This window comes from Xanthobacter pseudotagetidis (genome assembly GCF_043194795.2).
In the GTDB taxonomy this organism is placed as follows: domain Bacteria; phylum Pseudomonadota; class Alphaproteobacteria; order Rhizobiales; family Xanthobacteraceae; genus Xanthobacter; species Xanthobacter tagetidis_A.
The window spans coordinates 2,170,079-2,193,750 of record NZ_CM195534.1; the positions used below are offsets into that span (position 1 = coordinate 2,170,079).

At 70.0% G+C, this 23,672-nt stretch carries 26 protein-coding genes; 13 read left to right on the forward strand and 13 right to left on the reverse strand.

Annotated features, from left to right (window positions below; genetic code table 11):
- Positions 1–12 precede the first annotated feature (12 nt).
- The 3 genes from V5F67_RS09925 to V5F67_RS09935 all read left to right on the forward strand — a co-directional run bounded on the left by V5F67_RS09925 (position 13) and on the right by V5F67_RS09935 (position 2,623).
- The gene (locus V5F67_RS09925; protein WP_394019655.1) at positions 13–603 is read left to right on the forward strand and encodes a thiamine phosphate synthase; all 591 of its coding nucleotides are present in this window, start codon (positions 13–15) and stop codon (positions 601–603) included.
- A complete protein-coding gene (locus V5F67_RS09930; protein ID WP_394019653.1) occupies positions 603–1,697 on the forward strand; it encodes a tetratricopeptide repeat protein in 1,095 nt (364 codons plus the stop codon). The genes V5F67_RS09925 and V5F67_RS09930 overlap by 1 nt, the downstream gene beginning before the upstream one ends.
- Positions 1,698–1,834: 137 nt before the next feature.
- Entirely contained in the window at positions 1,835–2,623 is a 789-nt protein-coding gene (locus tag V5F67_RS09935) for an inositol monophosphatase family protein (RefSeq protein ID WP_394019651.1), read from the forward strand.
- 4 nt (positions 2,624–2,627) lie between these two features.
- On the opposite strand, the gene cutA is transcribed toward V5F67_RS09935, so the two are convergent.
- Complete coding sequence (gene cutA / locus V5F67_RS09940) at positions 2,628–2,942, reverse strand: divalent-cation tolerance protein CutA (RefSeq protein WP_394019649.1); 315 nt, start codon at positions 2,940–2,942, stop codon at positions 2,628–2,630.
- A 244-nt stretch (positions 2,943–3,186) separates the two neighbouring features.
- Positions 3,187–4,017 carry a GntR family transcriptional regulator gene (locus V5F67_RS09945; RefSeq protein WP_394019647.1) on the reverse strand — a complete coding sequence of 277 codons (831 nt, stop codon included), beginning with the start codon at positions 4,015–4,017 and terminating at the stop codon, positions 3,187–3,189.
- A gap of 181 nt (positions 4,018–4,198) precedes the next feature.
- Here V5F67_RS09945 and V5F67_RS09950 point away from each other — a divergent pair, with 181 nt between their 5' ends.
- From V5F67_RS09950 to V5F67_RS09965, 4 genes are all read left to right on the forward strand, one after another.
- Entirely contained in the window at positions 4,199–5,110 is a 912-nt protein-coding gene (locus tag V5F67_RS09950) for a hydroxyacid dehydrogenase (RefSeq protein ID WP_394019712.1), read from the forward strand.
- On the forward strand, positions 5,107–6,111 hold the full coding sequence (locus V5F67_RS09955; RefSeq protein ID WP_394019645.1) for an Ldh family oxidoreductase: 1,005 nt from the start codon (positions 5,107–5,109) through the stop codon (positions 6,109–6,111). Before V5F67_RS09950 ends, V5F67_RS09955 begins: the two co-directional genes overlap by 4 nt.
- Before the next feature lie 83 nt (positions 6,112–6,194).
- Complete coding sequence (locus V5F67_RS09960; protein ID WP_394019643.1) at positions 6,195–6,626, forward strand: antitoxin Xre-like helix-turn-helix domain-containing protein; 432 nt, start codon at positions 6,195–6,197, stop codon at positions 6,624–6,626.
- Positions 6,623–7,105, forward strand: a complete 483-nt coding sequence (locus tag V5F67_RS09965; protein ID WP_394019641.1) for an RES family NAD+ phosphorylase — start codon at positions 6,623–6,625, stop codon at positions 7,103–7,105. The genes V5F67_RS09960 and V5F67_RS09965 overlap by 4 nt, the downstream gene beginning before the upstream one ends.
- A 54-nt stretch (positions 7,106–7,159) precedes the next feature.
- Here V5F67_RS09965 and V5F67_RS09970 read toward each other — a convergent pair whose 3' ends face one another.
- Entirely contained in the window at positions 7,160–8,440 is a 1,281-nt protein-coding gene (locus V5F67_RS09970; RefSeq protein WP_394019639.1) for a UxaA family hydrolase, read from the reverse strand.
- Between the two features lie 9 nt (positions 8,441–8,449).
- Entirely contained in the window at positions 8,450–8,737 is a 288-nt protein-coding gene (locus V5F67_RS09975; protein ID WP_394019637.1) for a UxaA family hydrolase, read from the reverse strand.
- Between the two features lie 185 nt (positions 8,738–8,922).
- Between V5F67_RS09975 and V5F67_RS09980 the strand changes: the two genes are divergently transcribed.
- On the forward strand, positions 8,923–9,891 hold the full coding sequence (locus tag V5F67_RS09980; RefSeq protein ID WP_394019710.1) for a tripartite tricarboxylate transporter substrate-binding protein: 969 nt from the start codon (positions 8,923–8,925) through the stop codon (positions 9,889–9,891).
- Positions 9,892–10,030: 139 nt separating this feature from the next.
- Here V5F67_RS09980 and msrP read toward each other — a convergent pair whose 3' ends face one another.
- The 5 genes from msrP to V5F67_RS10005 form a co-directional block, all read right to left on the reverse strand.
- Positions 10,031–11,011: a protein-methionine-sulfoxide reductase catalytic subunit MsrP gene (gene msrP / locus V5F67_RS09985; RefSeq protein ID WP_394019635.1), complete on the reverse strand. Its 981-nt coding sequence runs from the start codon at positions 11,009–11,011 to the stop codon at positions 10,031–10,033.
- Between the two features lie 101 nt (positions 11,012–11,112).
- Entirely contained in the window at positions 11,113–11,610 is a 498-nt protein-coding gene (locus V5F67_RS09990; RefSeq protein WP_394019633.1) for a DUF992 domain-containing protein, read from the reverse strand.
- Positions 11,611–12,157: 547 nt separating this feature from the next.
- Positions 12,158–12,649 carry a DUF992 domain-containing protein gene (locus V5F67_RS09995; protein WP_394019631.1) on the reverse strand — a complete coding sequence of 164 codons (492 nt, stop codon included), beginning with the start codon at positions 12,647–12,649 and terminating at the stop codon, positions 12,158–12,160.
- Between the two features lie 212 nt (positions 12,650–12,861).
- Entirely contained in the window at positions 12,862–13,335 is a 474-nt protein-coding gene (locus V5F67_RS10000; protein ID WP_394019629.1) for a DUF992 domain-containing protein, read from the reverse strand.
- A 130-nt stretch (positions 13,336–13,465) separates the two neighbouring features.
- Positions 13,466–14,668, reverse strand: a complete 1,203-nt coding sequence (locus V5F67_RS10005) for a pyridoxal phosphate-dependent aminotransferase (protein ID WP_394019627.1) — start codon at positions 14,666–14,668, stop codon at positions 13,466–13,468.
- A gap of 358 nt (positions 14,669–15,026) precedes the next feature.
- Between V5F67_RS10005 and V5F67_RS10010 the strand changes: the two genes are divergently transcribed.
- The 3 genes from V5F67_RS10010 (at position 15,027) to V5F67_RS10020 (ending at position 17,410) form a co-directional block, all read left to right on the forward strand.
- Positions 15,027–15,662, forward strand: coding sequence for a glutathione S-transferase family protein (locus V5F67_RS10010; protein WP_394019625.1), 636 nt, complete (start codon positions 15,027–15,029; stop codon positions 15,660–15,662).
- A gap of 252 nt (positions 15,663–15,914) precedes the next feature.
- A complete protein-coding gene (locus tag V5F67_RS10015) occupies positions 15,915–16,265 on the forward strand; it encodes a hypothetical protein (protein WP_394019623.1) in 351 nt (116 codons plus the stop codon).
- On the forward strand, positions 16,265–17,410 hold the full coding sequence (locus tag V5F67_RS10020) for a PQQ-dependent sugar dehydrogenase (RefSeq protein WP_394019621.1): 1,146 nt from the start codon (positions 16,265–16,267) through the stop codon (positions 17,408–17,410). The genes V5F67_RS10015 and V5F67_RS10020 overlap by 1 nt, the downstream gene beginning before the upstream one ends.
- 22 nt (positions 17,411–17,432) lie before the next feature.
- Here the strand turns inward: V5F67_RS10020 and V5F67_RS10025 are convergent, their stop codons facing one another.
- From V5F67_RS10025 to V5F67_RS10035, 3 genes are all read right to left on the reverse strand, one after another.
- The gene (locus V5F67_RS10025; RefSeq protein WP_394019619.1) at positions 17,433–17,795 is read right to left on the reverse strand and encodes a DMT family protein; all 363 of its coding nucleotides are present in this window, start codon (positions 17,793–17,795) and stop codon (positions 17,433–17,435) included.
- Between the two features lie 286 nt (positions 17,796–18,081).
- The gene (locus V5F67_RS10030) at positions 18,082–19,005 is read right to left on the reverse strand and encodes a C1 family peptidase (RefSeq protein WP_394019617.1); all 924 of its coding nucleotides are present in this window, start codon (positions 19,003–19,005) and stop codon (positions 18,082–18,084) included.
- A gap of 6 nt (positions 19,006–19,011) precedes the next feature.
- Positions 19,012–19,275 (reverse strand): hypothetical protein, encoded by a 264-nt coding sequence (locus V5F67_RS10035; protein WP_394019615.1) that lies wholly within the window; start codon positions 19,273–19,275, stop codon positions 19,012–19,014.
- A 139-nt stretch (positions 19,276–19,414) separates the two neighbouring features.
- Between V5F67_RS10035 and uvrB the strand changes: the two genes are divergently transcribed.
- Entirely contained in the window at positions 19,415–22,015 is a 2,601-nt protein-coding gene (gene uvrB / locus V5F67_RS10040) for an excinuclease ABC subunit UvrB (protein ID WP_394019613.1), read from the forward strand.
- A gap of 172 nt (positions 22,016–22,187) precedes the next feature.
- Here uvrB and V5F67_RS10045 read toward each other — a convergent pair whose 3' ends face one another.
- Entirely contained in the window at positions 22,188–22,433 is a 246-nt protein-coding gene (locus V5F67_RS10045) for a hypothetical protein (protein ID WP_394019611.1), read from the reverse strand.
- 295 nt (positions 22,434–22,728) lie between these two features.
- Between V5F67_RS10045 and V5F67_RS10050 the strand changes: the two genes are divergently transcribed.
- Positions 22,729–23,619, forward strand: a complete 891-nt coding sequence (locus V5F67_RS10050) for an alpha/beta fold hydrolase (protein WP_394019609.1) — start codon at positions 22,729–22,731, stop codon at positions 23,617–23,619.
- The last annotated feature ends 53 nt before the right edge of the window (positions 23,620–23,672 follow it).

The following is a 23,672-nucleotide window of genomic DNA, read 5'->3' on the forward strand; positions in this document are numbered from 1 at the left end:
CCGGTCTTGCCCATGAGCGCCCCCCTGCCGCGGCCCGCCGCGCGCCTGATGATGATCCTGCCGCCGCAAGGCGTCGCCGACCTCGGCGCCTGCCTCGATGCGGGCGACGTGGCGGCGGTGATCTGGCGCGGGCCGCCGCCCGCCGATCAGGTGGAGGCGGCGCAGCGCCGCGACGTGGCGGCGCTGGCCGAAGGCGGGACCGCCGCCGCCGCCCAGGCGGGGCTAGACGGCGTCCATGTCAGCGATCCGGCGGCCCTCAAGTCCGCGCTTTCGGCCCTGAAGCCGGGCGCCATCGTCGGCGCCGGCGGCCTGGCGGACCGCCACGAGGCCATGATCGCCGGCGAGAGCGGCGCCGACTACGTGCTGTTCGGCGATGCCGCCGGCGCCGCCGGCGGCTTTCCCCGCACCCTCGATCTCGCCGCCTGGTGGGCGGACCTGTTCGAGGTGCCGTGCGTGGGCGTCGCCGCCTCCCTCGACGAGGTGGAGGCGCTGGCCCGCGCCGGCGTGGATTTCATCGCCCTGGCGGGGCCGCTGCTCGACGCCGGGCAGGGGCCGGCCAATGTCGCCGCCGCCATGGCGCGCATCGCCGAGGCCGGCGCCTGATGCGGCGCGCGGCCGTGGTCTTTCCGGCGGGCGCCGGCGCGGTCCTGCTGGCGCTGGCGCTGGGCGCCGCCGCGCCGGGCTCCGAGGCGGCGGCGCAGACGGCGGCACAGCCGCTGCCGCCGCTCCTGCCCAACGCCATCCAGCTCAATCCGTCGGCTCCCGCTGTGCCGCCCGCGAAGCCGGCCCAGAAGCCGGGGGCCAAGCCGGGTGCGAAACCGGGTGCCAAGGCCGAGCCCCAGAAGCCGCCGGAGCCGGCGCCGGAGGGCGGCGGCGATCTCGCCTACGGCGCCTATCAGCGCGGCTATTTCCTGACCGCCTATTCCGAGGCGCAGAAGCGCGTCAGCGCCGGGAACGACCCCGCGGCCATGACGCTGCTGGGCGAGCTCTACGGGCGCGGCTTCGGCGTGCCGCAGGACGTCAGGAAGTCGCGTGAATGGTACAAGAAGGCCGCCGACGCCGGCTCGTCGGACGCCCTGTTCGCGCTCGGCCTGATGGCGCTCACCGGCCAGGGCCAGAAGCCGGACGAGGCGGAGGCCGCGCGCCTGTTCCGGGCGGCGGCGGACAAGGGGAGCGGCGCCGCGGCCTACAATCTCGGCCTGCTCTATCTCCAGGGGCGCACCGTGCCGAAGGACGTGCCGGAAGCCGCGCACTGGTTCGAGGTGGCGAGCGGCTACGACCTGGAGGACGCGGTCTACGCCCTCGCCGTCCTGGTGAAGGAAGGCAGCGGCGTCGACAAGGACAATGCCCGCGCCGCCAAGCTGATGGCCAAGGCGGCGCGGCTCGGCCACGTCACCGCGCAGGTGGAGTTCGCCATCATGCTGTTCAACGGCGTCGGCGTGCCGAAGGACGAGGCGGCGGCCGCCGCCCTGTTCCGCCGCGCGGCGCTCTCCGGCAACGCCATCGCCCAGAACCGCTATGCGCGCCTGCTCTCGGCCGGCCGGGGCACCGGCCAGGACAAGATCGCGGCGGCCGGCTGGCACCTGGTGGCGAAGAACAAGGGCCTCGGCGACCCCATGCTGGACGACATGGTGGCGAAGCTGAGCGATGCCGACCGCCAGAAGGCCGAAGCGCTCGCGCGCAAATGGGGCGGCTGACGGCGCCGGACTTCGCGGCCGGCTGCCTTGACGGCGCCGCACGGGGCGGGCACACACGCGCCGACTTCACGCCTGCCCAGCCGAAGCGCGCCCCGCAAGTGGGCGCCCGCACGGCCAATTCCGGGAACCCTTTCGCGATGATCCGTACCCCCCTCATGACCGTCATGGTCCAGGCCGTGCGCAAGGCCGGCCGCGCGCTGGCACGCGATTTCGGGGAGGTGGAGCAGCTCCAGGTGTCCATGAAGGGACCCGCCGACTTCGTCTCCGCCGCCGACCGCAAGGCCGAGGACGTGCTGTTCGCCGAGCTGTCCAAGGCGCGTCCCGGCTTCGGCTTCCTGATGGAGGAGCGCGGCCGGGTGGAGGGGACCGATCCCGCCAACGAATGGGTGGTGGACCCGCTCGACGGCACCACCAACTTCCTGCACGGCATCCCCATGTTCGCCATCTCGGTGGCGCTGGTGAGGAACGGCACGCCGGTGGCGGGGGTGATCTACAATCCGGTGGCGGACGAGATGTTCGTCGCCGAGCATGGCCAGGGCGCGTTCCTGAACGACCGGCGCATCCGCGTCGCCGCCCGCAAGAAGCTCGCCGACGCGGTGGTGTGTTGCGGCCTGCCGCACATGGGCCGCGGCGACCACGCGCAGTTCAACCGCGAGCTGGAGGCGGTGCAGACCCGGGTGGCGGGCCTCAGGCGCACCGGCTCGGCGGCGCTCGACCTCGCCTGGGTGGCCGCCGGCCGCTTCGACGCCTTCTGGGAGCGCAACCTTGCGGCCTGGGACATGGCGGCCGGCCTGATCCTGGTGCGCGAGGCGGGCGGCTATGTCTCGGACATGGACGACGGCGACAAGATCCTCGACAAGGGCCACGTGATCGCCGGCAACGAGCTGATCCGCCGCGATCTCTGCCGCCTGCTGAAGGCCGCCTGAGGGGTCACGCCGTCTCGGCGGCGATCCAGGCGAGGAACGGCGCGCCGCCGCCTTCCACGGGCAGCACCAGGATGGCGGGCACCTCGTAGGGGTGAAGTCCCGCCACCGCCGCGGCCACCTCATCGGCGCGGGCGGCGGTGGTTTTCAAGAGCATCACCACCTCCTCGGCGCGCTCGGTCCTCCCCTCCCAGCGATAGAGCGAGACCATGCCCGGCAGGATGTTGGTGCAGGCGACGAGCCGCTGGTCCAGCAGGCTGCGCGCCGCCTCCTCGGCGGCGGCATGGTCGGGGAAGGTGGTGTAGACGAGGCGATGGTCCATGGCGGGCTCCGGAAACGGCGGCTGCTGGGCCGGAGCCGCCAACGTGCCCGCTCGCGCGGCACCGGGCCAGTTCGAAATGCCCGGGCCAAACGCCCTCTCCCACGTGCGGGGGAGGGCGGGGGAGGGGGCAGGTCGGTGCGGGCTGAAGCTGCGTTCGGCTTTCGGGCGCCGATGCCCCCACCCTGCTCTCCCCGCACGCGGGAGAGGGTTCCGCGTGGCGCCCGGACGCCGGCGCCTGCCCCGCTCAGGTGAGGTCGGAGAGATAGTGCATGGTGCCGGTGAGGCAGAGGCTCACGCGCCATTCCACCGGCTGCTCCTCGAGCGAGAAGGCGAGGCGGTCGATGAGCAGCGCCGGGGTGCCGGCCGGCACGCCCAGCACCGCCGCGTCCTCGGCCGGCGCCGCCACCGCCTTCAGCTTCTCGCGCGCCCGCGCCACGGTGACGCCGTAGCGCGCCGCGTAGAGGCCGTAGACGTTGTTCGGCACCCCCGCCTCGACGAGGCCGGGAAACAGCGTCTCGGGCAGGGCGAGGTCCTCCACCAGGATCGGCGCGCCGTCGAGCGCGCGCACCCGGCGGATGCGGATCACCCGCGCGCCGCGCGCCAGCGCCAGCGCCTGCGCCTCGGCCTCGGTCGCCTTGCCCTTGGCGATGGAGAGCACCCGGCTCTCGGGGAAGCGGCGCACGCCGTCGTCCGACACCAGCTTGAAGAACTGGAACAGGATGCGGTCCTCGTCATGGCGCGCGACGAAGGTGCCGCGGCCCTGGCGGCGCACCACGAGGTTCTCCGCCGCCATCTCGTCCAGCGCCTTGCGCACCGTGCCCTGGCTGACGCGCAGCTCGGCCGCGAGCTGCATCTCGCTCGGCAGCGGCGCGCCGGGCGCCCAGACGCCTTCCACCATGCGGCGGATCAGCGCCTCGCGCACCTGGCGGTAGAGCGGCTTGGAGGCGAGGCCGTCGGCCTCGGCGGCGGCGGGAAGGGCGCGCCCGCGCGCCCGCGCGGGATCGGCGCTCTTCGGCCGGCCGGCGCCCGCATCGGCTGCCTTGGTCCTTGCCACGCTGGTGCCCCGTCGATCCATCAACGCTCCGACTTATAAGCAGATTCTCCGCCACCCCCGAATCCGGCTTGCGGGATCGCGTGGAGAAAGTCATATATCTTATATATAACATCAGAATTCACGCGCGCCAGCCCGCCCCATCGGGCGCCAGGCCGCGGCAGCCGGGGAGAGGACATTGCCCGAGATCGTCGTCACCGAGTTCATGGACGGGAGCGCGCTCGACACGCTGCGCGCGCAGCACGAGGTCGCCTACGATCCGGCGCTGGTGGACCGGCCGGACGATCTGGCCGCGCTCATCGGGTCGGCGCGGGCGCTGATCGTGCGCAACCGCACCCAGGTGCGCCCCGCGCTGCTGGAGAGGGCGCCGCGCCTCGAGGTGGTGGGGCGCCTCGGCGTCGGCCTCGACAATATCGACGTCGCCGCCTGCGAGGCGCGCGGCATCGCCGTGCGCCCGGCCACCGGCGCCAACGACCTCTCGGTGGCCGAATACGTCGTCTGCGGCGTGCTGATGCTGCTGCGCGGCGCCTATCATGCCTCCGCCGAGATGGCGGACGGCGCCTGGCCGCGCACCCGCCTCATGGGGCGCGAGGCGTCGGGCCGGGCGCTGGGCCTTGTCGGCTTCGGCGCCATCGCCCGCGAGACCGCGCGCCGCGCCTCCGCGCTCGGCATGCGCATCCTCGCGCACGACCCGTTCCTGCCGGACGACCACCCGGTGTTCGCGCAGCTCCAGGCGACGCCCCTGCCGCTCGCCGATCTCCTGGCGCGGGCCGATGCGGTGAGCCTCCATGTGCCGCTGACCGACGCCACGCGCGGCCTCATCGGCGCCGCGGCGCTCGCCGGCATGCGCAAGGACGCCGTGCTCATCAACGCCGCGCGCGGCGGCGTGGTGGACGAGGCGGCGCTGGCCGAGGCCCTGAAGGCGGGCCGGCTCGGCGGCGCCATGCTCGACGTGTTCGAGCGCGAGCCGCTGCCGGGCGGCGGGCCGCTCAAGGGCGCGCCGAACCTCATTCTCACCCCCCACATCGCCGGGGTGACGGAAGAATCCAATGTCCGCGTGAGCGCGGCGGTGGCCGAGGCCGTCGCCCGCGTGCTGAAGGAGCGCGCCGCCGCATGACCGCCCACCTGACGCTTTCCGAGGCGCGCGACCTCGCCCGCGCCGTCCTGGTTGCCGCCGGCACCAGCCCGGACAACGCCGCTGCCGTCGCCGATGCCCTGGTCGCGGCCGAGGCGGACGGCATCGCCAGCCATGGCCTGTCGCGCCTGCCGGCCTATGCCGACCAGGTGAAGAGCGGCAAGGTGGCGGGCGCCGCCGTGCCGGCGCTCCTCTGGACCGCCGAGGCGACGCTGCGGGTCGATGCGGGCGCCGGCTTCGCCTTTCCCGCCATCGCCGCCGGGCTGGATGCGGCGGCCGAGCGGGTGGCGAAGACCGGCATCGCCGGCGTCGCGGTCCATGCCTCGCACCATGCGGGCGCCATGGGCCACCACGTGGAAAAGCTCGCGGCGCGCGCGCTTGCCGGCCTCGCCTTCTCCAACTCGCCGTCCGCGATCGCTCCCTGGGGCGGGGCGGCGGGGGTGTTCGGCACCAATCCCATCGCCTTCGCGGTGCCGCGCGCAGGCGCCGCGCCGCTCGTCATCGACGCCTCGCTGAGCAAGGTGGCGCGCGGCAAGATCATGGTCGCCGCCCAGCGCGGCAACCCGATCCCCGACGACTGGGCGCTCGATCCCGAGGGCCGGCCCACCACCGATCCCAAGGCGGCGCTGGAAGGCACCATGCTGCCCATCGGCGACGCCAAGGGCGCGGCCCTGGTGCTGATGGTGGAGATCCTCGCCGCCGCGCTCACCGGCGGCCAGTTCGGCTTCGAGGCCTCCTCCTTCTTCACCGCCGACGGGCCGGCGCCGCGCATCGGCCACCTGTTCCTGGTGATGGACCCGGCGCGGCTCGGCGGCCCGGACTTTTCGGCCCGGCTGGAGACCCTGCTCGGCGCCATCCTCGGCCAGGAGGGCACCCGCCTTCCCGGCGACCGGCGCCTCGCCGCGCGGGCGAAGGCGGCGGGGGAGGGGATCTCGGTGCCGGCGGCGCTGCTGGAGGAGTTGCGGCGGCGGGCCGAGCGATAGGCCGAAAGCCGGTCCGTCGCGAAGGGCGTTGTGCTTCGTCTCAGGTGGGGCTATTTTCAGCCTCATCTGGAAAGGTGATCACGATGCCTGCGTTTGCGCATATCGCCGATGTGCTGGGACTTCCCGGCGCGGACGCTGTGCCACGTTCGCCCTTCGATCTCATGGACGAGATCGAGGACGGGCTGCCGCTTGCGGCGCTGGATCGGATGTCGCGGCTTCTCGCGCCCGACGACGCCCGGTTCAAGTACCGTCTGGTGGCAAAGGCGACCTATGAGCGGCGCAAGGCATCCCACCGCCTCTCGGCCGACGAAGGCACGCGGCTCGCGCGCCTTGCCCGTGTCTGGAGCCTGGCGCTGGAGGTCTGGCGCAGCGAGGCGGAGGCGCGCGATTTTCTGTTTCGCGCGCATCCCATGCTCCAGGACGAGCGGCCGATCGATGTCGTCCTGCGCGGCGAGATCGGCGCCGAACTGGTCCTCGATGTCCTCGCCGGCTTGAAGTACGGCACCGCGGCGTGACAGCTCGGATCCTGGATCGCACGCTGGTGGGGTTCAGGATCGGCGATCCCGACGGCGACTATCCGATCTTCGACGCGACCGGCTCGACCCTGTCGCCGGGACGGTGGAACACCATCGCCAGCCCGCTTATCTATGCGAGCGAGCACTATTCCACCGCGTTGCTGGAGAAGCTGGTGCGCGGCAGCGGGCGGCTGCCGCCCAACCAGCATTACGTATCGATCACCCTGCCGCGGGGGCTTTCGTACGAGGTGTTCGCGCCGCCGAGTCTGCCGGGGTGGGACGCCATGCCGGCAACCGTCAGCAAGGCTTTCGGCGCGCGCTGGTGCCTGGAGAAGCGCAGCGCCATCCTGCTGGTGCCGAGCGTAGTCGCGCGGCTCGACAGCAACATCCTGATCAATCCCGCCCATCCCGAATTCGGGCTGATCGAGGCGAGCCTCCATCAGCCGGTATTCTGGGATCGGCGCCTGTTCGGATCGTAGGATCGCGACCGGGGAGGGAGCCGGACGGGCATCGCCGCCCGTCCGGCCGGAGTGTCACGCGCTGCGGTAGAGCTTCGTCATCACGAACTCGCGGTGGCCGAGGGCCTCCGCCGCCGTGAGGCGGCCGTTGGCGGTGCGCACGATCATGTCGATGAGCGCGTCGCCGGCCTCCGGGATGGTCATGTCGCGGCGCAGGACGCCGGACACGTCGACGTCGATGTGCTCGCCCATGGTGCGCACCGTGCGCGGGTTGCCGGAGATCTTGATCACCGGGACGATGGGGTTGCCGATCACGTTGCCCTGCCCGGTGGGGAAGGTGTGGATCACGTAGCCCGCCGCCGCCATCAGCGTCACGCACTCGGCGGCCGCGGAGGAGGTGTCCATGTAATAGAGGCCGGGACCCTTGGCCGGCGCCTCGGCGGGCTCCAGCGCGTCGATGTAGCGGCACGCGCGGCCGATCTTCTCCAGGTTGCCGAGCGCCTTCTCCTCGATGGTGGTGAGGCCGCCGGCGATGTTGCCCTTGGTGGGCTGGCTGTCGGAGAGGTCGTTGGTCTTGTGGGCCTCGATCACGTCGTCCTGGTAGGACTTCCACATCTTGAACCACTTCTCGGCGACCTCGGGGCTCGCCGCGCGCGCCTTGCACAAATGCTCGGCGCCGGTGATCTCGGAGGTCTCGCCGAACACGCCGTAGATGCCCTTCGGGATCAGCTTGTCGTACATGTTGCCGACGGTCGGGCAGGAGGAGAGGCCCGTGGTGGTGTCGCTCTCGCCGCACTTGGTGGATATCCACAGGTCGGAGATCGGGCAGATCTCCTGCGGCAGCTCGCCCGCCCACTGCACGAAGCGCTTGGCCTCGTAGGAGGCCTTGGCGATGGTGGCGATGTCGCCGTTGCCCTCGATGCCGAAGCCCACCACCGGCTTGCCGGTCCTGGCGATGCCCTCGACCACGATGTTGGTCCACTGGTCCTCGATGCCGATCACCACCACCGCGGCGACGTTCGGGTTCGAGCCGATGCCGATCAGGGTGCGGAAGAACAGGTCGAGGTCGGCGCCGAACTGGAGGCGGCCATAGGCGTGGGGCAGGGCCATGGTGCCCTTCACGTGCGCGGCCACGGCCTCGCAGGCGGCGTTGGAGAGGTCGTCGAGCGGCAGCAGCACGACGTGGTTGCGCACGCCGACGCGGCCGTTCTCACGGCGCCAGCCGCGGAAGGTGGCCTTGGCGTGGTCCTTCGACGCGCGCGCGGCGGGGGTGGCCTTCGTGACCAGCTGGTCGGGCGCGCCGCCCTGGAACGGGTTGGCGGCGCTCTGGGCGTGGAACATGGCGATCTCGGACATTTTCACCCCTCACCAGCGCTTGGTCTTGGCATTATGGACGTGGACGTGCTCGCCCTTGGCGATGTCGGCCTTGGCGATGCCGATGTCCTGGCCGTACTTCCAGATGGTGTCGCCGGACTTGATGTCGACGAGCGCGATCTTGTGGCCGATGGGCACGTCCATCTTCGACGTCAGGTTGAAGGCGGAATTGTCGTGCGTCACCACGCACAGCATGTCGGTGCCGGCCTTCAGGCCCTCCACCACCACGACACCCACGGTGTCCTTCTTCTCATGAACCAGCAGCTGCGGCGCAGTCACACGGGCCTCCTCGCCTCCGTGACTTGCCCTCTCCGAGCAAGTCTTCTATAAGATATAGGATAGATGAGTTAGTCGGAGAGGCGTGTCAAGCGCCCTACGGTCGAAAGGCTCACGGGAACTCGCGGAACGGCCGGCGCAAGGCACGGCCGCCGCGGGAGGAAAACGCCAGCAAGGAGAGGACCATGATGCGTTTCGGGAAATGGCTCGCGGCCGTCGCCGCAGGGCTCGCATTGGCGACGGCGGGGGTTGAGGCGCAGACCTTCCCGTCGCGGCCGATCACGCTGATCGTGCCGTTCGCCGCCGGCGGCCCCAGCGACGCCATCGCCCGCCTGCTCGGGCAATCCATGACGGGAAGCCTCGGCCAGCAGGTGGTGATCGAGAACGTCGCCGGGGCAGGCGGCACGGCGGGCGCGGCGCGCCTCGCGAAGGCGTCGCCGGACGGCTACACCATCCTCATCCACCACGTGGCGCTCGCCGCCAGCGCGGCGCTCTACGGCAATCTCAGCTACGAGACCACCAACGCCTTCGCACCCGTCGGCCTCATCAATTACGGCCCGATGGTGCTGCTCTCGAAGAAGGACTATCCGGCGAACAATATCGCCGAGCTCTTGAAGATGGTGAAGGAGAACGGCACCAAGACCACCATCGCCCATGCCGGCGTCGGCTCGAACGCGCATCTGTGCGGCCTGCTGCTGCAGAAGGCGCTGGGCGTGACCCTCACCGAGGTGGGCTATCGCGGCACGGGCCCGGCCATGAACGACCTCATGGGCGGCCAGGTGGACCTCCTGTGCGACCAGTCCACCACCGCCGTGCCGCAGATCCAGGCCGGAACCGTCAAGGCGTTCGCGGTCACCTCCAAGGAGCGCCTCGCGGTGCTGAAGGACATCCCGACCCTGGAGCAGGCGGGCCTGAAGGGCTTCGATTTCGTGATCTGGCACGGCCTCTACGCGCCCAAGGGCACCCCGGCGGAGGCCATCGGCAAGCTCAACGGCGCGCTGCAGAAGGCGCTGTCGGACGAGGCCATCGTCAAGCGCTTCGCCGACGTGGGGACGAGCGTGTTCCCGCCGTCCGAGCGCGGACCCGACGCCCACGGCGCGCGCTTCGCGGCCGAGGTGGCGGTCTGGAAGTCGGTGATCACCAAGCCGATCAACTGAGGCGCCGATCCACTGAAGCGTTGGCCGGCCGGCGCCGGCCCGCGCAAAAGCTGTCCGGTCAGGGCTGGGAGGGCTCCGGGGCGCAGGCCGCCTCGGGGCCCTTTTCGCTTCCGGTGCCCTTCTCGCTCCGGCCGGCGGCTCAGTACCAGATCTTCTTTGTCTCCAGCCCCTTGTAGAGGTCGGCCACGTAGTCGCCATAGCCGTTGTAGAGCAGCGTCGGCCGGCGATCGCCGGTGGCGATGTCCTCCTCGCTCGCCTGGCTCCAGCGCGGATGCGGGACCTTGGGGTTCACATTGGCCCAGAAGCCGTATTCGGAGGCCTGCACCGCTTCCCAGAAGCTCACCGGCTGCGTGTCGGTGAAGGTGAAGCGGACGATGCCCTTCGCCGACTTGAAGCCGTACTTCCACGGCAGCGCGATGCGCAGCGGCGCGCCGAACTGGCTCGGCGCCGGCTTGCCGTAGACGCCGGTGACGAGGAAGGCGAGCTCGTTGCGCGCCTCCTCGATGGTCAACCCCTCCACATAGGGCCAGGGATAGCGGAAGTCGCGCTGGTTCGGCGCCACCTTGGGATCGACGAACGATTCCAGCTGGATGTACTTCGCCGAGGCCATGGGCGCGGCGAGCGCGACGAGGTCCGCCATGGGAAAGCCGGTCCACGGCACCGCCATGGACCAAGCCTCGACGCAGCGGTGGCGGTAGAGCCTCTCCTCCAGCGCCACCTTCTTCAGCAAGTCGTCGATGCCGATCTCGAACGGCTTCTCCACCAGCCCGTCCACCTTCACGGTCCAGGGGCGGCGCTGGAAGCGCGTCATGGAGGGGGCGACGTTCTTGCCGTAGCTGAACTCGTAGTAGTTGTTGACCGTGCTGGAGCGGGCCTCCGGCGTCACCGCCCGGTCGAGCGCATAGGCCTCGTTGCGCCCGGCGGGGTAGAGGCCGGCGGAAGGGTCGGGCACGTCCGACACGCGCTGGGCCGCGGCGGGACCGGCGAGGAGCGAGGAGGCGAACAGCGCCGCGCCGGCGCCGATGCCGGCGCCCATGGCCTCGCGGCGGGACAGATAGGCCGCCTCGGGTGTCGCCGCCGATTCCGGGATTTCCCAGCCGCGCTTGCGTCGAATATGCATGCCTCGTCCTCCGAACCGGCGGCAACCATCTGGTTGCGGGCGCGGATCGGCAAGTCAAAGGCCCGTGTGGCGGCTCAAGGCAGTGTGACGAAGCTTTCGGCCTATTGGGGTGCCGTCGCGGAAGGCTCCAGCTTCAGCGTCGCCCCGGCGAACGACAGGCTCAGCCCGCTGTCGGCGGAGATGCTGAGCGGCTGGAGCGTCACCTGCCGGCCCGCATCCTGGGCGGCGAGCATGTTGGCCGAGAAGCCGGGGCCGAGGGCGAAGCCGGTGGAGAGCCCCACATAGGTTCCCGCCAGCGCCCCGGGATCGAGGTTCGGCGAGGTGGCGAGCACCGCCCACAGCATGCTGCCCTGGTCGGACACGCCGAAGTCGAGGCCGACCCGATCGAGCGTGCCGGAATAATAGTGGTTCATGCCGATCGAGGGCCGGAACTCGCACTGCACCTTGCGCGTGGAGCCGAAGCCGTAGCCGGTGGCGAACGCCCCGCGGCATTCCAGAAGGCCGGCGGAGACCTGCGGCATGGTGGGGCCGGAGGCGTTCACGGTGCCCGCGAGCGTCAGCGCCGACCCGAGGGACAGAAGCGGGAGCAGGCCTCGCATGTGGCAACCCTCCGGAGCTTGCCCCTCGGAGGACGCGACTGATCGCGGCGGCGCATGGCACCGCCGTCTGAAAGGGGCCGACGCGGAAGGCCCGCCCCGGCCCGTCACGCCCCCGGGCAAACCGGGCTCCGAAGCACGATTCGCCGCATTCCTTGTCCGCCTTCGGGCGCGCCATTGCAACGGCTGACGGGTGGTGGGTCCGTTTGAATCAGAGCGTCAGCGATCCGCGGCCAAACGGAACCCTCCCCGCTTGCGAGGGAGGGCAGGGGGCAATCGCGCGAACATGCGGGAGGCGGGTGATTTCTCCACCGCACTCGCTCCCTCCCCAATCCTCCCCTGGCCCGCTCCCCAGCCCTCCCCCGCAGGAGGGGGAGGGAGCTTGGTCCGGGCGACATTAGACGGACTCAAGCCGGCTGACGGCGGCAGAGACAGGCGCCGCCGGGCGCGCCTTGCGCCGGGATATCCGGCGGCGGGAACGAAAAACGGCGCCGGCCCCGGGGGGCGGCGCCGTCAGCGGCACGCGATCGGCGATGCGCCCGGCCGCGCCTCAGGGCACGAGGGTGAGCTTCATGTCGGCGACGCCGGCCGCGATCATGGCGCCGGTGACGCCTTCCAGCGACAGGGGCTGCAGCGCGATGGTGCTGTTGGAGCCGCCGAGCAGCACGTTAGCGCCGCCGCCGATGGCCCAGGCCGCGTCGGCCGAGACGCCCACGTAGCTGCCCGAGATGTTGCCGGGCGCGATAGACGCGGTGGGCGCGAACACCGCCCAGCCCAGCGTGCCTCCGGTGCTGACGCCGATGTCGATGCCGAAGCGGCTCACGGTGCCCTTGTAGCGGGCCAGCAGATTGTAGGGCTGCACCTGGGCGGTGCGCAGCTCGCAGCTCATCTCGCGGATGGAGCCGAGGACGAAGCCCACGGACGGGGCGACGCTGCAGACCAGGACGCCCGCCTGGACCTTGGCTGACTGGGCGGCGGCAGGGGTTGCGGCGGCGACCGAGACGAAAGCGAGGGCGGCAAGGCTGGCAAAGGACGTGCGCATGGGTTCCCCCAAAACTGAAGACCAGAGTGACTGGTACGTCGCCCGCCGCTCCGGCGCAACAGCGGTGCGCGGATAGGGTGGGCGCGGCCGATGACAGGGTTGCGAACCCCTTGATCGCCAAGGCCCGGAAATGCAAACGCGCCCCCGTGGGGGCGCGCTCGCGGCTGCGCCGGGCGCGCGGCGCCTCCCAAGGGAGCCGCCGCGATTCCGAATCAGCGCAGGGTCAGGTCGGAAACGCCGAGCGCGAGGTTCAGGCCGGTCTGGCCTTCCACGGACAGGGGCTGAAGGGCGAAGGTGTTGCGCGAGCCGCCCACGAGCACGTTCGCGCCGAGGCCGACGCCGATGGTGGCGTTGCCGGAGGCGCCCACATAGGTGCCGCGCAGCGCGCCGCTCGGGACCTTCGCGGAGGGAGCGAACACGCCCCACACCAGCACACCCTTGCCGCTCACGCCGACGTCGAGGCCGAAGCGCCGGACCGTGCCGCGATAGGAGCCAGCCTTCGCACCCTTGACCGACGGACGGAAGCTGCAGGTCATATCGCGCACCGAGCCGATGACGAAGCTCACGTTCGGCGCGACGTTGCAGACCAGCTGGCCGACCTGGACGCGGGTCTGGGCGGAAGCGGGCATGGCGCCGAGGGCGACCAGGGCGGCGGCGGCAAGCCCGGCCTTGAGGACAGTCTTCATTGTGTCGTTCCTCCTATGGGAAGCGGGTTCTGAGACCAGCGCTGACGACGGCGAAGCCTTAGCCCGACTCCAACGCGACGCCAACGCTTGTGTGCGCCACAAGTTCCTTTTCTTTGGTCTAGTGGCAACTTCAGCTCAGATCGCCGCAGAAGCGCTGAATACGTGTGCAGGCTTCCTCAAGGTCAGATGTGGCGGTGGCATAGGAGATGCGGAACGCCGGGCCGAGCCCGAACGCGGAGCCGTGTACCACCGCGACGCCTTCCACCTCCAGCAGCTGGGCGGCGAAGACCTCGTCGGTCTCGATCTTCACGCCGGCGGGCGTGGTCTTGCCGATGGCGCCCGCGCAGGACGGGAACACATAGAAGGCGCCTTCGGGCTTCGGGCAGGTGAGGCCCTTGGCCTGGTTCAGCATGGACACCACGAGGTCGCGGCGCTCCTTGAACACCTTGTTGTTCACCGGGATGAAGTCCTGCGGACCGTTCAGCGCCTCGACCGCCGCCCACTGGGCGATGGAGGAGGGGTTGGACGTGGAGTGCGACTGAAGCGCCCCCATGGCCTTGATGAGCGGCTCCGGGCCGGCGCCGTAGCCGATGCGCCAGCCGGTCATGCAATAGGCCTTCGACACGCCGTTCATGGTCAGCGTGCGGTCATAGAGCCGCGGCTCGATCTGGGCCGGGGTGTAGAACTTGAAGTCGTCGTAGACGAGGTGCTCGTACATGTCGTCCGACAGGATCCACACCTGCGGGTGCTTCACCAGCACGTCGGTGATCGCCTTGAGCTCGTCATAGGTGTAGGCGGCGCCCGAGGGGTTGGAGGGCGAGTTGAAGATCAGCCACTTGGTCTTGGGCGTGATGGCCGCCTCCAGCACCTCGGGGCGGAGCTTGAAATTGTCCTCGAGCCGGGTCAGCACCGGCACCGGCTTGGCGCCGCAGAACTCGACGATGTCGGGATAGCTCACCCAGTAGGGCGCCGGGACGATCACCTCGTCGCCGGGATCGAGGGTGGCCACCAGCGCGTTGAACAGCACCTGCTTGCCGCCGGTGCCCACCGTCACCTGCGAGGGCTTGTAGTCGAGCCCGTTCTCGCGCTTGAACTTGGCGCAGACCGCCGCCTTCAGCTCCGGGATGCCGTCGACGGCGGTGTACTTGGTCTCGCCGCGGCGGATGGCGGCGATGGCCGCCTCCTTGATGTTCTCGGGGGTGTCGAAGTCGGGCTCGCCGGCCGACAGCGCGATCACGTCGCGCCCCGCCGCCTTCAGCTCCTTGGCCTTGCCGGTGATGGCCATGGTGGGGGACGGCTTGATGCGCTTCAGCGCCGACGAGATGAGGCTCATGGCCTTGGGACTCCGGACGCGCCCTCGCCGCGGCGCCGCCGCGCGGGCGGGTTCGGCTGCGGTCTGTGGGCGGATGGTGGCACGTTGCGCCGCGCGGCCCATGGGCCGGGGCGCGCGGACACTAATGGAGGCCGGCGCCGCGAACAAGCAAGGATGCGCGATGGCGGCGTTCGCGGACGGTGATGAAACGTCGCTGCCGGGACCGCGGCGGGACCGCTGCGGGATCAGGCCGGGACCACGCTGCGGCTTGGCCGAATGGCCGGGTGAAACCTCGGCCGGGCTCGGCTAGACAGGGCAGGGGCTTCCGCCGGGCCGCATGCGCGCGGCGGCAGTCCCGGATCACAGGACTGGACCAGCCGTGCTGACGCTTTATTCCACCAGGTCGTCCGGCAATTCCTACAAGGTGCGGCTGATGCTCGCGAAGCTCGGCCGGCCGTTCCGCCTCGTGGAGGTGGACATCTTCGCCGGCGAGAACCGCACCCCCGAATTCCTGGCCAAGAACGTGGAAGGCCGGGTGCCGCTGCTCGATGTGGACGGGCATTTCCTCGCCGAATCCAATGCCATCCTGTTCTATCTCGCCGAGGGCACCGCCTATCTGCCGCAGGCGCCGCTGGAGAAGGCGGAGGCCCTGCGCTGGATGTTCTTCGAGCAGAACAGCCACGAGCCCGGCATCGCCGCCGCCCGCTTCTGGCTGCGGCAGGTGCGCGGCGGCCGCGACCTGCGCACCCACGACGTCGACCGCTGGATGGAGGAAGGCTACGGCGCCTTGAAGGTCATGGAGCGCCATCTCGAAGGCCGCCCGGACGGATGCGGCTTCTTCGTCGGGCCGCGGCTGACCATCGCCGACATCGCGCTCTATGCCCACACCCACGTGGCGGAGGAGGGCGACTTCTCGCTTGCCGGCTTCCCCGCCATCCGCGCCTGGCTCGCCCGCGTGGCCGCCGATCCGGGGCACGTGGACATGGCGTGGCGGCCGGACGGTGCCGCGGCCTGAACGCGGGCGCCGCATTTTTCCGCGGGAACCTTTTGACTCGGGCGCAGGTTGATCGGCGAAGCGAGGGTGGAGGGCGAAGCATCCAACTGGCTGATGCGCGGCAGGGAATCGCGATACCGTGACCATTCGTCACGATATCGCCATGGTTGTCCGCCGTGGGGCCACAGTTGAACGCCACCCTTTACACGTTGAATCGGTTGATTCGCGGGGTGAATGCCCACCGGATCGGCCAGACTATCGAGCGAGTGCATCATGTCGGAGCCTTTCGACCTCGATTCCCGTGTTCTCGGTCATGCCGGCTTCTCCGTGCGTCCGCCGCTTTCGGCCGCCGATCCCCAGGTTCTCGCCCGCGCGGTGCGCGCCCATAAGGCGGGGGACGCGGTGACCCAGGCGGCGCTGACGCTCGCGCTCATGTGTGCCATCGGCGCGGTGGCCTTCGTGCTCAGCGTGGATCGCGCGGTGGCCGCAGGCCTGAACGCGGTGCAGGGCGTCTCCGGCCCGGCGGCTCTTCTGGGCGTGGCGCTGATCGGCGGCGGCGTGCTGGCGGGCCTTGCCGCGCGTCGGCGGTCGGTGGCCCGCGTCACCGAGCGCCGCCGGCGCTGATGGCCGGACGGCCGCTTGCCCTTCCTTCCCTTGTCGTTGCCGGACTTGCGCTGACGCTCGGCCACACCAGCGGCGCGCCGGAAACCGGCGCGCCGGTCCAATTCGCGGGGGACAGCGTGCGGGTGGTGCCGTTCGCCCAGGGACTTGAGCATCCCTGGGGCATGGCCTTCCTTCCGGACGGACGTCTGCTCGTCACCGAGCGTCCCGGGCGTCTGCGCATCGTCGATCACGAGGGGCGGCTGTCGCGTCCCGTGGACGGAATGCCGAAAGTCTTCGCCGTGAGCCAGGGCGGGCTCCTCGATGTCGCCATCGATCCCGATTTCTCATCCAACCGGCTGGTCTATCTGAGCTATGCCGAGCCGCGGCCGGGCGGCGCCGCGACCGCGGTCGCGCGCGGCCGGCTGGATGCCGTGGCGCCTCGGCTGGACGGCCTGCAGGTGATCTTCCGGCAGGAGCCGGTCCATGCGAGCGGCCAGCATTTCGGCTCGCGCCTCGTCTTCGCCCGGGACGGCACGCTGTTCGTGACCTTGGGCGACCGGTATTCCCTCTCGGAACGGGCGCAAGATCTCTCCACCACCATCGGCAAGGTGGTGCGGATCAATTCCGACGGCTCGATCCCGGCCGACAATCCGTTCCGGGACGCCCCCGGCGCCCGGCCGGAAATCTTCAGCTACGGCCACCGCAATGTGCAGGGCGCGGCGCTGGAGCCGTCCACCGGCGCGCTCTGGACCATCGAGCACGGCGCGCGCGGCGGCGACGAGGTGAACCGGCCGGAGGCGGGTCGGAACTACGGCTGGCCGGTCATCAGCTACGGCCGGCACTATTCCGGAGCGAAGATCGGCGAGGGCACGGCCAAGGCCGGGATGGAGCAGCCGCTGTTCTACTGGGATCCCTCCATCGCGCCGTCCGGCGCCGACTTCTACACCGCAGACCTCATACCCGCCTTCAAGGGGAATTTGTTCACGGGCGGCCTTGCCGCCCAGGCGCTGGTGATGCTGAAGATCGCCGACGGCAAGGTGACCGGCGAGGAGCGCCTGGATCTCGATGCGCGGGTGCGCGACGTGCGCCAGGGGCCGGATGGCGCCCTCTGGCTCGCCATCGACGCCGAGGACGGCCGCATCCTGCGCGTGGTGCCGGCGCGCTGAGGCCCGCCGTGGTCCGCGCTGCTCAGAACTCGTGGAAGATGAAGTAGGCGCCGCCCGCGATCAGGGCGAACCCCACCGCGTGGTTCCAGCCCAGCGGCTCTTTCAGATAGAGCACCGAGAAGCCGGCGAAGACCAGGAGGGTGATGACCTCCTGCATGGTCTTGAGCTGGGCCGTGGAATAGACCTGCGAGCCGATGCGGTTGGCGGGCACCGCGAGGCAGTATTCAAAGAAGGCGATGCCCCAGCTCGCCAGGACGGCGACCAGGATCGGCGCCGACTTGTACTTGAGGTGGCCGTACCAGGCGAAGGTCATGAAGACGTTCGAGGCGACCAGCATGACGATGGGCGCGACATGCGGCGGCAGCAGGGCGGAGAGCGAGGGCATGGGGGGGCGGGGTCCGGAAGACGGAACAGTGCCTCCTGATAACACGGATCAAGTGAAATGCAGCCGGCGCGTTAACACCGGCGCTCCGCGCGGCGCGGCAAGGTCGAAGACAAGCTCCGACAGGGGCGCACGGATCAGCACGGTGATCTCTTCATGGCCTCCGGCGCCGGCCGCCCCCGAAGTAGCCGCAATCCGACGCTGGCCAGTGGTTACAGCGGCCGCGGTCGGCCGCAGTGTCCAGCGATGAGGTGTGAGCCCCTCATACGGAAGAGCGACCAAAATGGACTCACCTCTTACGGGGAGTGTTGCGTTTTGGCTTGGGCCGTTCAGCAACAAGGCTGGCGGTGGCGGGCCTGGCGGCGGCGAGGACTGCGGTGACATAGGGGTCCCAAAAGACATTCTTCTCAATTTCGCAGGCACCATAGGCGATGTATCCGAAGCCGTCGTCGCCCCACTCGCGGCCCCAGCTGTTTTTGATGATCCAAGCTTGGCGGTCATCGTCATAGCCGACGACGGCGATCGCGTGCCAACCAACGAATGGGCCTGTGGCCCATTTGTAGATGCCGCTTCGATAGTAAAGGAAGTCTTCTTTTACCTCGATGACCGCCACGACGGGGCCACGATAGGCGATAGCCTTGCGGCGGTGATCGGATGTGCCGGCGTTTTCCCACCCGGTCACCCAGGCCACGGGTTTGACGGGAATCGCTGCGAAATCTCTGCCCGGATAGGGGAACTCCGCCTCGCTCCCGAGACCCTTTGTGCGTGCGTAACCCATGGCGTTCTCTGGCCACCATCCTTGAGCGCACGCTCGACCTGCGCCGAAGAAAAGACCGGCTTCCGACAGGTCAAGGTCGGGGTCAGTCTCGCCATGCTCAATTGCAAGGCGGCTTTCGACGACTGCGACTGTGGCGAAGGCTACACACGCGCCACATGCGCCTTGGTTGCGGATGGGTGTTAGGAAGTTCGATTGCTCTCTGGCACGACGCCAGTCGATGGCACGTGGTGGTTTGGGAAGGGCGGCGAACGCCGCCGATTCCACTGCGCGCGCCAGCGTAACTTGGGCCATGGCGACCTGTGGATCCATGACGACGCCGAGGAAGGCTCCGGGGCCGCCCCCACCTTCCGCAATGTTGAAGATCGGCTTCTCAAGAGGCGTCCAGCTGAGGTTTTGCGCCTCGATCTCTGCCTTCAGTTCGGCAATGTCGATCATGGCGGGTCACCGGCAGGTTTCGGCGTAGATCTGGTCGCCGATCTTGATGAGGCCGGTCAAAACGGGCCCGGCGACCGTTCCGGCTCCGGGGATGAAGACGAGGACCGTGCTCGCCACTTCCAGCAGCGGCTTGGCCTTGGGCCAGATGCCACAGAAATCATTGCCCGCTCCAGCGCCCGCCATGGTGGTCGCCGCCGCTTTCTCCTGCGTCGCCGCCTCCGCGACCGCATCGAGGATGATCTTCGCTCCCTCTTGCGCCGTGATGGTCATGTGCCCCCTCCCAAACGCTGTGGACACCACAACCATAGGGCGCATAACTCAAATCTGCAATCATTAAGATGTGTATCAAGCAATGCTCAACTTTGCGCTGCATCTTCCTGTCGGAGCGGGCAGGCCCCATATTGGCGCCATGGCCAAAGCATCCCGTCCCGGCAAGCTCGGTGAGCGCTCCCAGCGCCACTTCGAGCCGGCGCCCCAGCAGGCGCTCGATCCCGCACTCGCCAAGTCCCTGGGGCTCGACCCCGCGGACCTCTCCCTCGACCTCGCCGCCGGCGGGGCGTCCGCCACCGTGCAGGCGCTCTCGCGGCTGATCGAGGACGGGCGGCCCGAGGTCAACGGCCAGGTCTGGGTGCCCCACCGGCCGCCGCGCCCGGAGAAGTCCGAGGGCGGCGTCGCCTTCACCATGAAGAGCGACTTCCAGCCCTCCGGCGACCAGCCCCAGGCCATCTCCGAACTGTGCGCGCAGGCGAGCGCGGGCGAGCGCGACCAGGTGCTGCTCGGCGTCACCGGCTCGGGCAAGACCTTCACCATGGCCAAGGTGATCGAGACGCTCCAGCGTCCCGCTATCGTCATGGCGCCCAACAAGACGCTGGCGGCGCAGCTCTACGGCGAGTTCAAGAGCTTCTTCCCCGACAATGCGGTGGAATACTTCGTCTCCTACTACGACTATTACCAGCCAGAGGCCTACGTTCCCCGGACGGACACCTATATCGAGAAGGAATCCTCCATCAACGAGCAGATCGACCGCATGCGCCATGCGGCGACCCGCGCGCTGCTGGAGCGGGACGACGTGATCATCGTCGCCTCGGTGTCGTGCATCTACGGCATCGGCTCGGTCGAGACCTATTCGGCCATGACCTTCGACATCAAGGTGGGCGAGCGCGTGAACCAGCGCCAGCTCCTCGCCGATCTGGTGGCGCTCCAGTACAAGCGCATCCAGTCGGACTTCGCCCGCGGCACCTTCCGGGTGCGCGGCGACAGCATCGAGATCTTCCCCGCCCACTATGAGGACCGCGCCTGGCGCGTCTCGCTGTTCGGCGACGAGGTGGAGAGCATCTCCGAGTTCGACCCGCTCACCGGCCACAAGAGCGGCGACATGAAGAGCGTGCGCGTCTACGCCGCCTCGCACTATGTCACCCCGCGCCCGACGCTGATCCAGGCGCTCTCCGGCATCAAGGCCGAACTGAAGGTGCGGCTCGACGAGCTCTACCGCATGGGCCGCCTGCTGGAGGCCCAGCGCCTCGAGCAGCGCACCCGCTACGACCTGGAGATGATGGAGGCGACCGGCTCCTGCGCCGGCATCGAGAACTATTCGCGCTGGCTCACCGGCCGCAAGCCCGGCGAGCCGCCGCCGACTTTGTTCGAGTACGTGCCCGACAACGCCTTGGTCTTCATCGACGAGAGCCACGTCACCGTGCCGCAGATCGGCGCCATGTATCGCGGCGACTTCCGCCGCAAGGCGACGCTGGCGGAATACGGCTTCCGCCTGCCGTCCTGCATGGACAACCGCCCGCTGCGCTTCGAGGAATGGGAGGCCATGCGGCCGCAGACCGTCCATGTCTCCGCCACCCCCGGCTCGTGGGAGATGGACCAGACCGGCGGCGTGTTCGTGGAGCAGGTGATCCGCCCCACGGGCCTCATCGACCCGCCGGTGGACGTGAGGCCGGCGCGCACCCAGGTGGACGACCTGCTGGGCGAGGTGCGGCAGGTGGCGGCGAAGGGCTACCGGACGCTGGTCACCGTGCTCACCAAGCGCATGGCCGAGGACCTCACTGAATACCTGCACGAGAACGGCATCCGCGTGCGCTACATGCATTCGGACATCGACACCATCGAGCGCATCGAGATCATCCGCGACCTGCGCCTCGGCGCCTTCGACGTGCTGATCGGCATCAACCTGCTGCGCGAGGGCCTCGACATTCCCGAGTGCGGGCTGGTGGCGATCCTCGACGCCGACAAGGAAGGCTTCCTCAGATCCGAGACGTCGCTGGTGCAGACCATCGGCCGCGCCGCCCGCAACGTGGACGGCCGGGTGATCCTCTATGCCGACCAGGTGACGGGCTCCATGGAGCGCGCCATGGCGGAGACCTCCCGCCGCCGCGAGAAGCAGATGGCCTACAACGAAGCCCACGGCATCACGCCGGAGAGCGTGAAGAAGGCCATCGGCGACATCCTCAACTCGGTCTACGAGCGCGACCACGTGCAGGTGGACGCAGGCCTCGCGGAGGAGGGGGCGGCGTTCGGGCACAATCTCAAGACCGTCATGGCGGACCTGGAGAAGCGCATGCGCGCCGCCGCCGCCGACCTCGACTTCGAGACCGCCGCGCGCCTGCGCGACGAGATCCGCCGGCTGGAGGCGACCGAGCTCGCGGTCTCCGACGATCCGCTGGCGCGCCAGGAGGCGGTGGAGGACAGGACCGGCGGCTTCCGCGGCCCGCGCAAATACGGCCGCGCCGCCAATGAGCCGCCGAAGGAGGCGGCCGGCAAGGCGAAGGGGCGGGGAGCCAAGACAGGCGCCAACCCCGGCGCGCCGGAAGGCCGCGCCGCTCCGCGCGGTTCCGCGCCGGAGATGCCCATGTACGCGCCGCGCGCCCACAAGCCCTCGCTCGACGACATGGGACCGGGCACCGACCGGGCCGTGCCCCTGAGCGAGGATGCCTTCCGCCCCGGCCCGCGGCCCGATCCCGGCACCAAGGGGTTCAGGAAGGGCGGGCGGCGGACCAAGGGGTAGGGGGGCTGGGGGCGCCAACGCGCGCCGTCACCCTCCGGCCTGTCCGGAGGGTCCACGTGCGGCCGGAATGGCTTTTGGTCGTCAGGCGCGGCGCGGGCGGCATGGTGGATGCCCCGGACAAGCCGGGGCATGACGCTGCGGGGGGCGTTGGGGCGCGGGACCGACGCCCCGGTCAGAACCTCCGTCCGTGGCGGCCGCCGTCCCGCGGCAGCCGCACCACCCGGCCCACCGCCAGCTCCTCGATCTCCAGCCGCCTGATGCGCGCCCGGCCGATGCTGAGGCGGCCGATGGCCAGGGCGCCGATGGCGAGCGCCCCCACCGCCAGCGCGCCCAGGGCGAAGGCGCCGATGGCGCCGGCGCCGAGGGTGCCCGCCCCCGCCGCCACGGCGCCCGAGGCGGCCTTGCCGCGCTTGTGCATCTTGCCTGTCGGGGCGGGTGATCCGGCGTCCGCCGGGGGTGGGGCATCGGGGTGGTGCTGCATGAGAATGGCCCATGTGCCGGCGGTCGGGGTTGCGGAATCCGGACACGGAGAATAGCCGGAAAGCCAGCGCGCGCCTAACGCTAGGGGAGATGCCCTGGGCTTGGGAATCGTGCTTTGCCCATGGCTGCGCCGCCGGGATGGGCCTATGGTTCGCTCGTCGAAGACTGCGGCCTCGGCGCATCGCTTTCGCCGCGGACAAACTTGGCTTTCGCCGCGGACAAAGGAGAGCGACATGCCCATCCTCTCGCCCGTATTCTCCGCGTTGCCCGAGGGTGCCCCCGCCGCAGGCCCAGTCGTCGCCAGCCGCTTCGCGGATCTCGATGGCGTGCGCCTGCACTATCTCACCAGCGGCGCCGGATCGCCGGTGCTGCTGCTGCACGGCTATGCCCAGACCAGCCACATGTGGCGTCCGCTGATCGCCGAGCTCGCCAAGACCCATGAGGTGATCGCGCCCGATCTGCGCGGCTTCGGCGACAGCGCGAAGCCCGACGGGGGCTACGACAAGAAGACCATGGCGCGCGATGTCCATGCCCTGATGGCCTCGCTCGGCCACGAGCGCTACGGCGTCTCGGGGCACGATATCGGGCTGATGGTCGCCTATGCGCTCGCCGCCCAGTTTCCGGCCGAGGTGAGCCGCATCGCGCTGCTGGACGCGTTCCTGCCGGGCGTGGGGGATTGGACCACGGTCTGGCTGCTGCGCGACCTTTGGCATTTCCATTTCTACGGCAAGACCGCTCTGGCGCTGGTGGCGGGACGCGAGCGCATCTACCTGGAGCATTTCTGGAACGATTTCGCCGCCGATCCCGACAAGTCGGTGTCCGAAGCGGATCGCCAGCTCTATGCCGCCGCCTATGCGCAGCCGGGGGGCATGCAGGCAGGTTTCGAGGTGTTCCGTGCCTTCGAGCGTGACGCGGCCGATTTCGCCGGCTTCGCCAGGACGAAGCTGACCATGCCCATGCTGGTGCTGACGGGGGAGAGGGCCTCGGGCCCGTTTCTCATCGCCCAAGGGCGCCTCGCCGCGGAGAACGTGGAAGGCGTGATTATCGAAGGCTCTGGCCATTGGCTGATGGACGAGGCCCCAGGCCAGGTGATCCCCCGGCTGGTCGCGTTCTTCGCCGGCTGATCGCGGGGCGCCATCGCCAGAAGGGCTCCCACCTGATGCTCGGCACCGAGCCG

Bases quoted from the DNA above. Each gene is read 5' to 3' on its own strand.
- V5F67_RS09925 (WP_394019655.1), top strand. From the start codon at position 13: ATGAGCGCCCCCCTGCCGCGGCCCGCCGCGCGCCTGATGATGATCCTG.
- V5F67_RS09930 (WP_394019653.1), top strand. From the start codon at position 603: ATGCGGCGCGCGGCCGTGGTCTTTCCGGCGGGCGCCGGCGCGGTCCTG.
- V5F67_RS09935 (WP_394019651.1), top strand. From the start codon at position 1,835: ATGATCCGTACCCCCCTCATGACCGTCATGGTCCAGGCCGTGCGCAAG.
- cutA (WP_394019649.1), bottom strand. From the start codon at position 2,942: ATGGACCATCGCCTCGTCTACACCACCTTCCCCGACCATGCCGCCGCC.
- V5F67_RS09945 (WP_394019647.1), bottom strand. From the start codon at position 4,017: ATGGATCGACGGGGCACCAGCGTGGCAAGGACCAAGGCAGCCGATGCG.
- V5F67_RS09950 (WP_394019712.1), top strand. From the start codon at position 4,199: ATGGACGGGAGCGCGCTCGACACGCTGCGCGCGCAGCACGAGGTCGCC.
- V5F67_RS09955 (WP_394019645.1), top strand. From the start codon at position 5,107: ATGACCGCCCACCTGACGCTTTCCGAGGCGCGCGACCTCGCCCGCGCC.
- V5F67_RS09960 (WP_394019643.1), top strand. From the start codon at position 6,195: ATGCCTGCGTTTGCGCATATCGCCGATGTGCTGGGACTTCCCGGCGCG.
- V5F67_RS09970 (WP_394019639.1), bottom strand. From the start codon at position 8,440: ATGTCCGAGATCGCCATGTTCCACGCCCAGAGCGCCGCCAACCCGTTC.
- V5F67_RS09980 (WP_394019710.1), top strand. From the start codon at position 8,923: ATGCGTTTCGGGAAATGGCTCGCGGCCGTCGCCGCAGGGCTCGCATTG.
- msrP (WP_394019635.1), bottom strand. From the start codon at position 11,011: ATGCATATTCGACGCAAGCGCGGCTGGGAAATCCCGGAATCGGCGGCG.
- V5F67_RS09990 (WP_394019633.1), bottom strand. From the start codon at position 11,610: ATGCGAGGCCTGCTCCCGCTTCTGTCCCTCGGGTCGGCGCTGACGCTC.
- V5F67_RS09995 (WP_394019631.1), bottom strand. From the start codon at position 12,649: ATGCGCACGTCCTTTGCCAGCCTTGCCGCCCTCGCTTTCGTCTCGGTC.
- V5F67_RS10000 (WP_394019629.1), bottom strand. From the start codon at position 13,335: ATGAAGACTGTCCTCAAGGCCGGGCTTGCCGCCGCCGCCCTGGTCGCC.
- V5F67_RS10005 (WP_394019627.1), bottom strand. From the start codon at position 14,668: ATGAGCCTCATCTCGTCGGCGCTGAAGCGCATCAAGCCGTCCCCCACC.
- V5F67_RS10015 (WP_394019623.1), top strand. From the start codon at position 15,915: ATGTCGGAGCCTTTCGACCTCGATTCCCGTGTTCTCGGTCATGCCGGC.
- V5F67_RS10020 (WP_394019621.1), top strand. From the start codon at position 16,265: ATGGCCGGACGGCCGCTTGCCCTTCCTTCCCTTGTCGTTGCCGGACTT.
- V5F67_RS10025 (WP_394019619.1), bottom strand. From the start codon at position 17,795: ATGCCCTCGCTCTCCGCCCTGCTGCCGCCGCATGTCGCGCCCATCGTC.
- V5F67_RS10030 (WP_394019617.1), bottom strand. From the start codon at position 19,005: ATGATCGACATTGCCGAACTGAAGGCAGAGATCGAGGCGCAAAACCTC.
- V5F67_RS10035 (WP_394019615.1), bottom strand. From the start codon at position 19,275: ATGACCATCACGGCGCAAGAGGGAGCGAAGATCATCCTCGATGCGGTC.
- uvrB (WP_394019613.1), top strand. From the start codon at position 19,415: ATGGCCAAAGCATCCCGTCCCGGCAAGCTCGGTGAGCGCTCCCAGCGC.
- V5F67_RS10045 (WP_394019611.1), bottom strand. From the start codon at position 22,433: ATGCACAAGCGCGGCAAGGCCGCCTCGGGCGCCGTGGCGGCGGGGGCG.
- V5F67_RS10050 (WP_394019609.1), top strand. From the start codon at position 22,729: ATGCCCATCCTCTCGCCCGTATTCTCCGCGTTGCCCGAGGGTGCCCCC.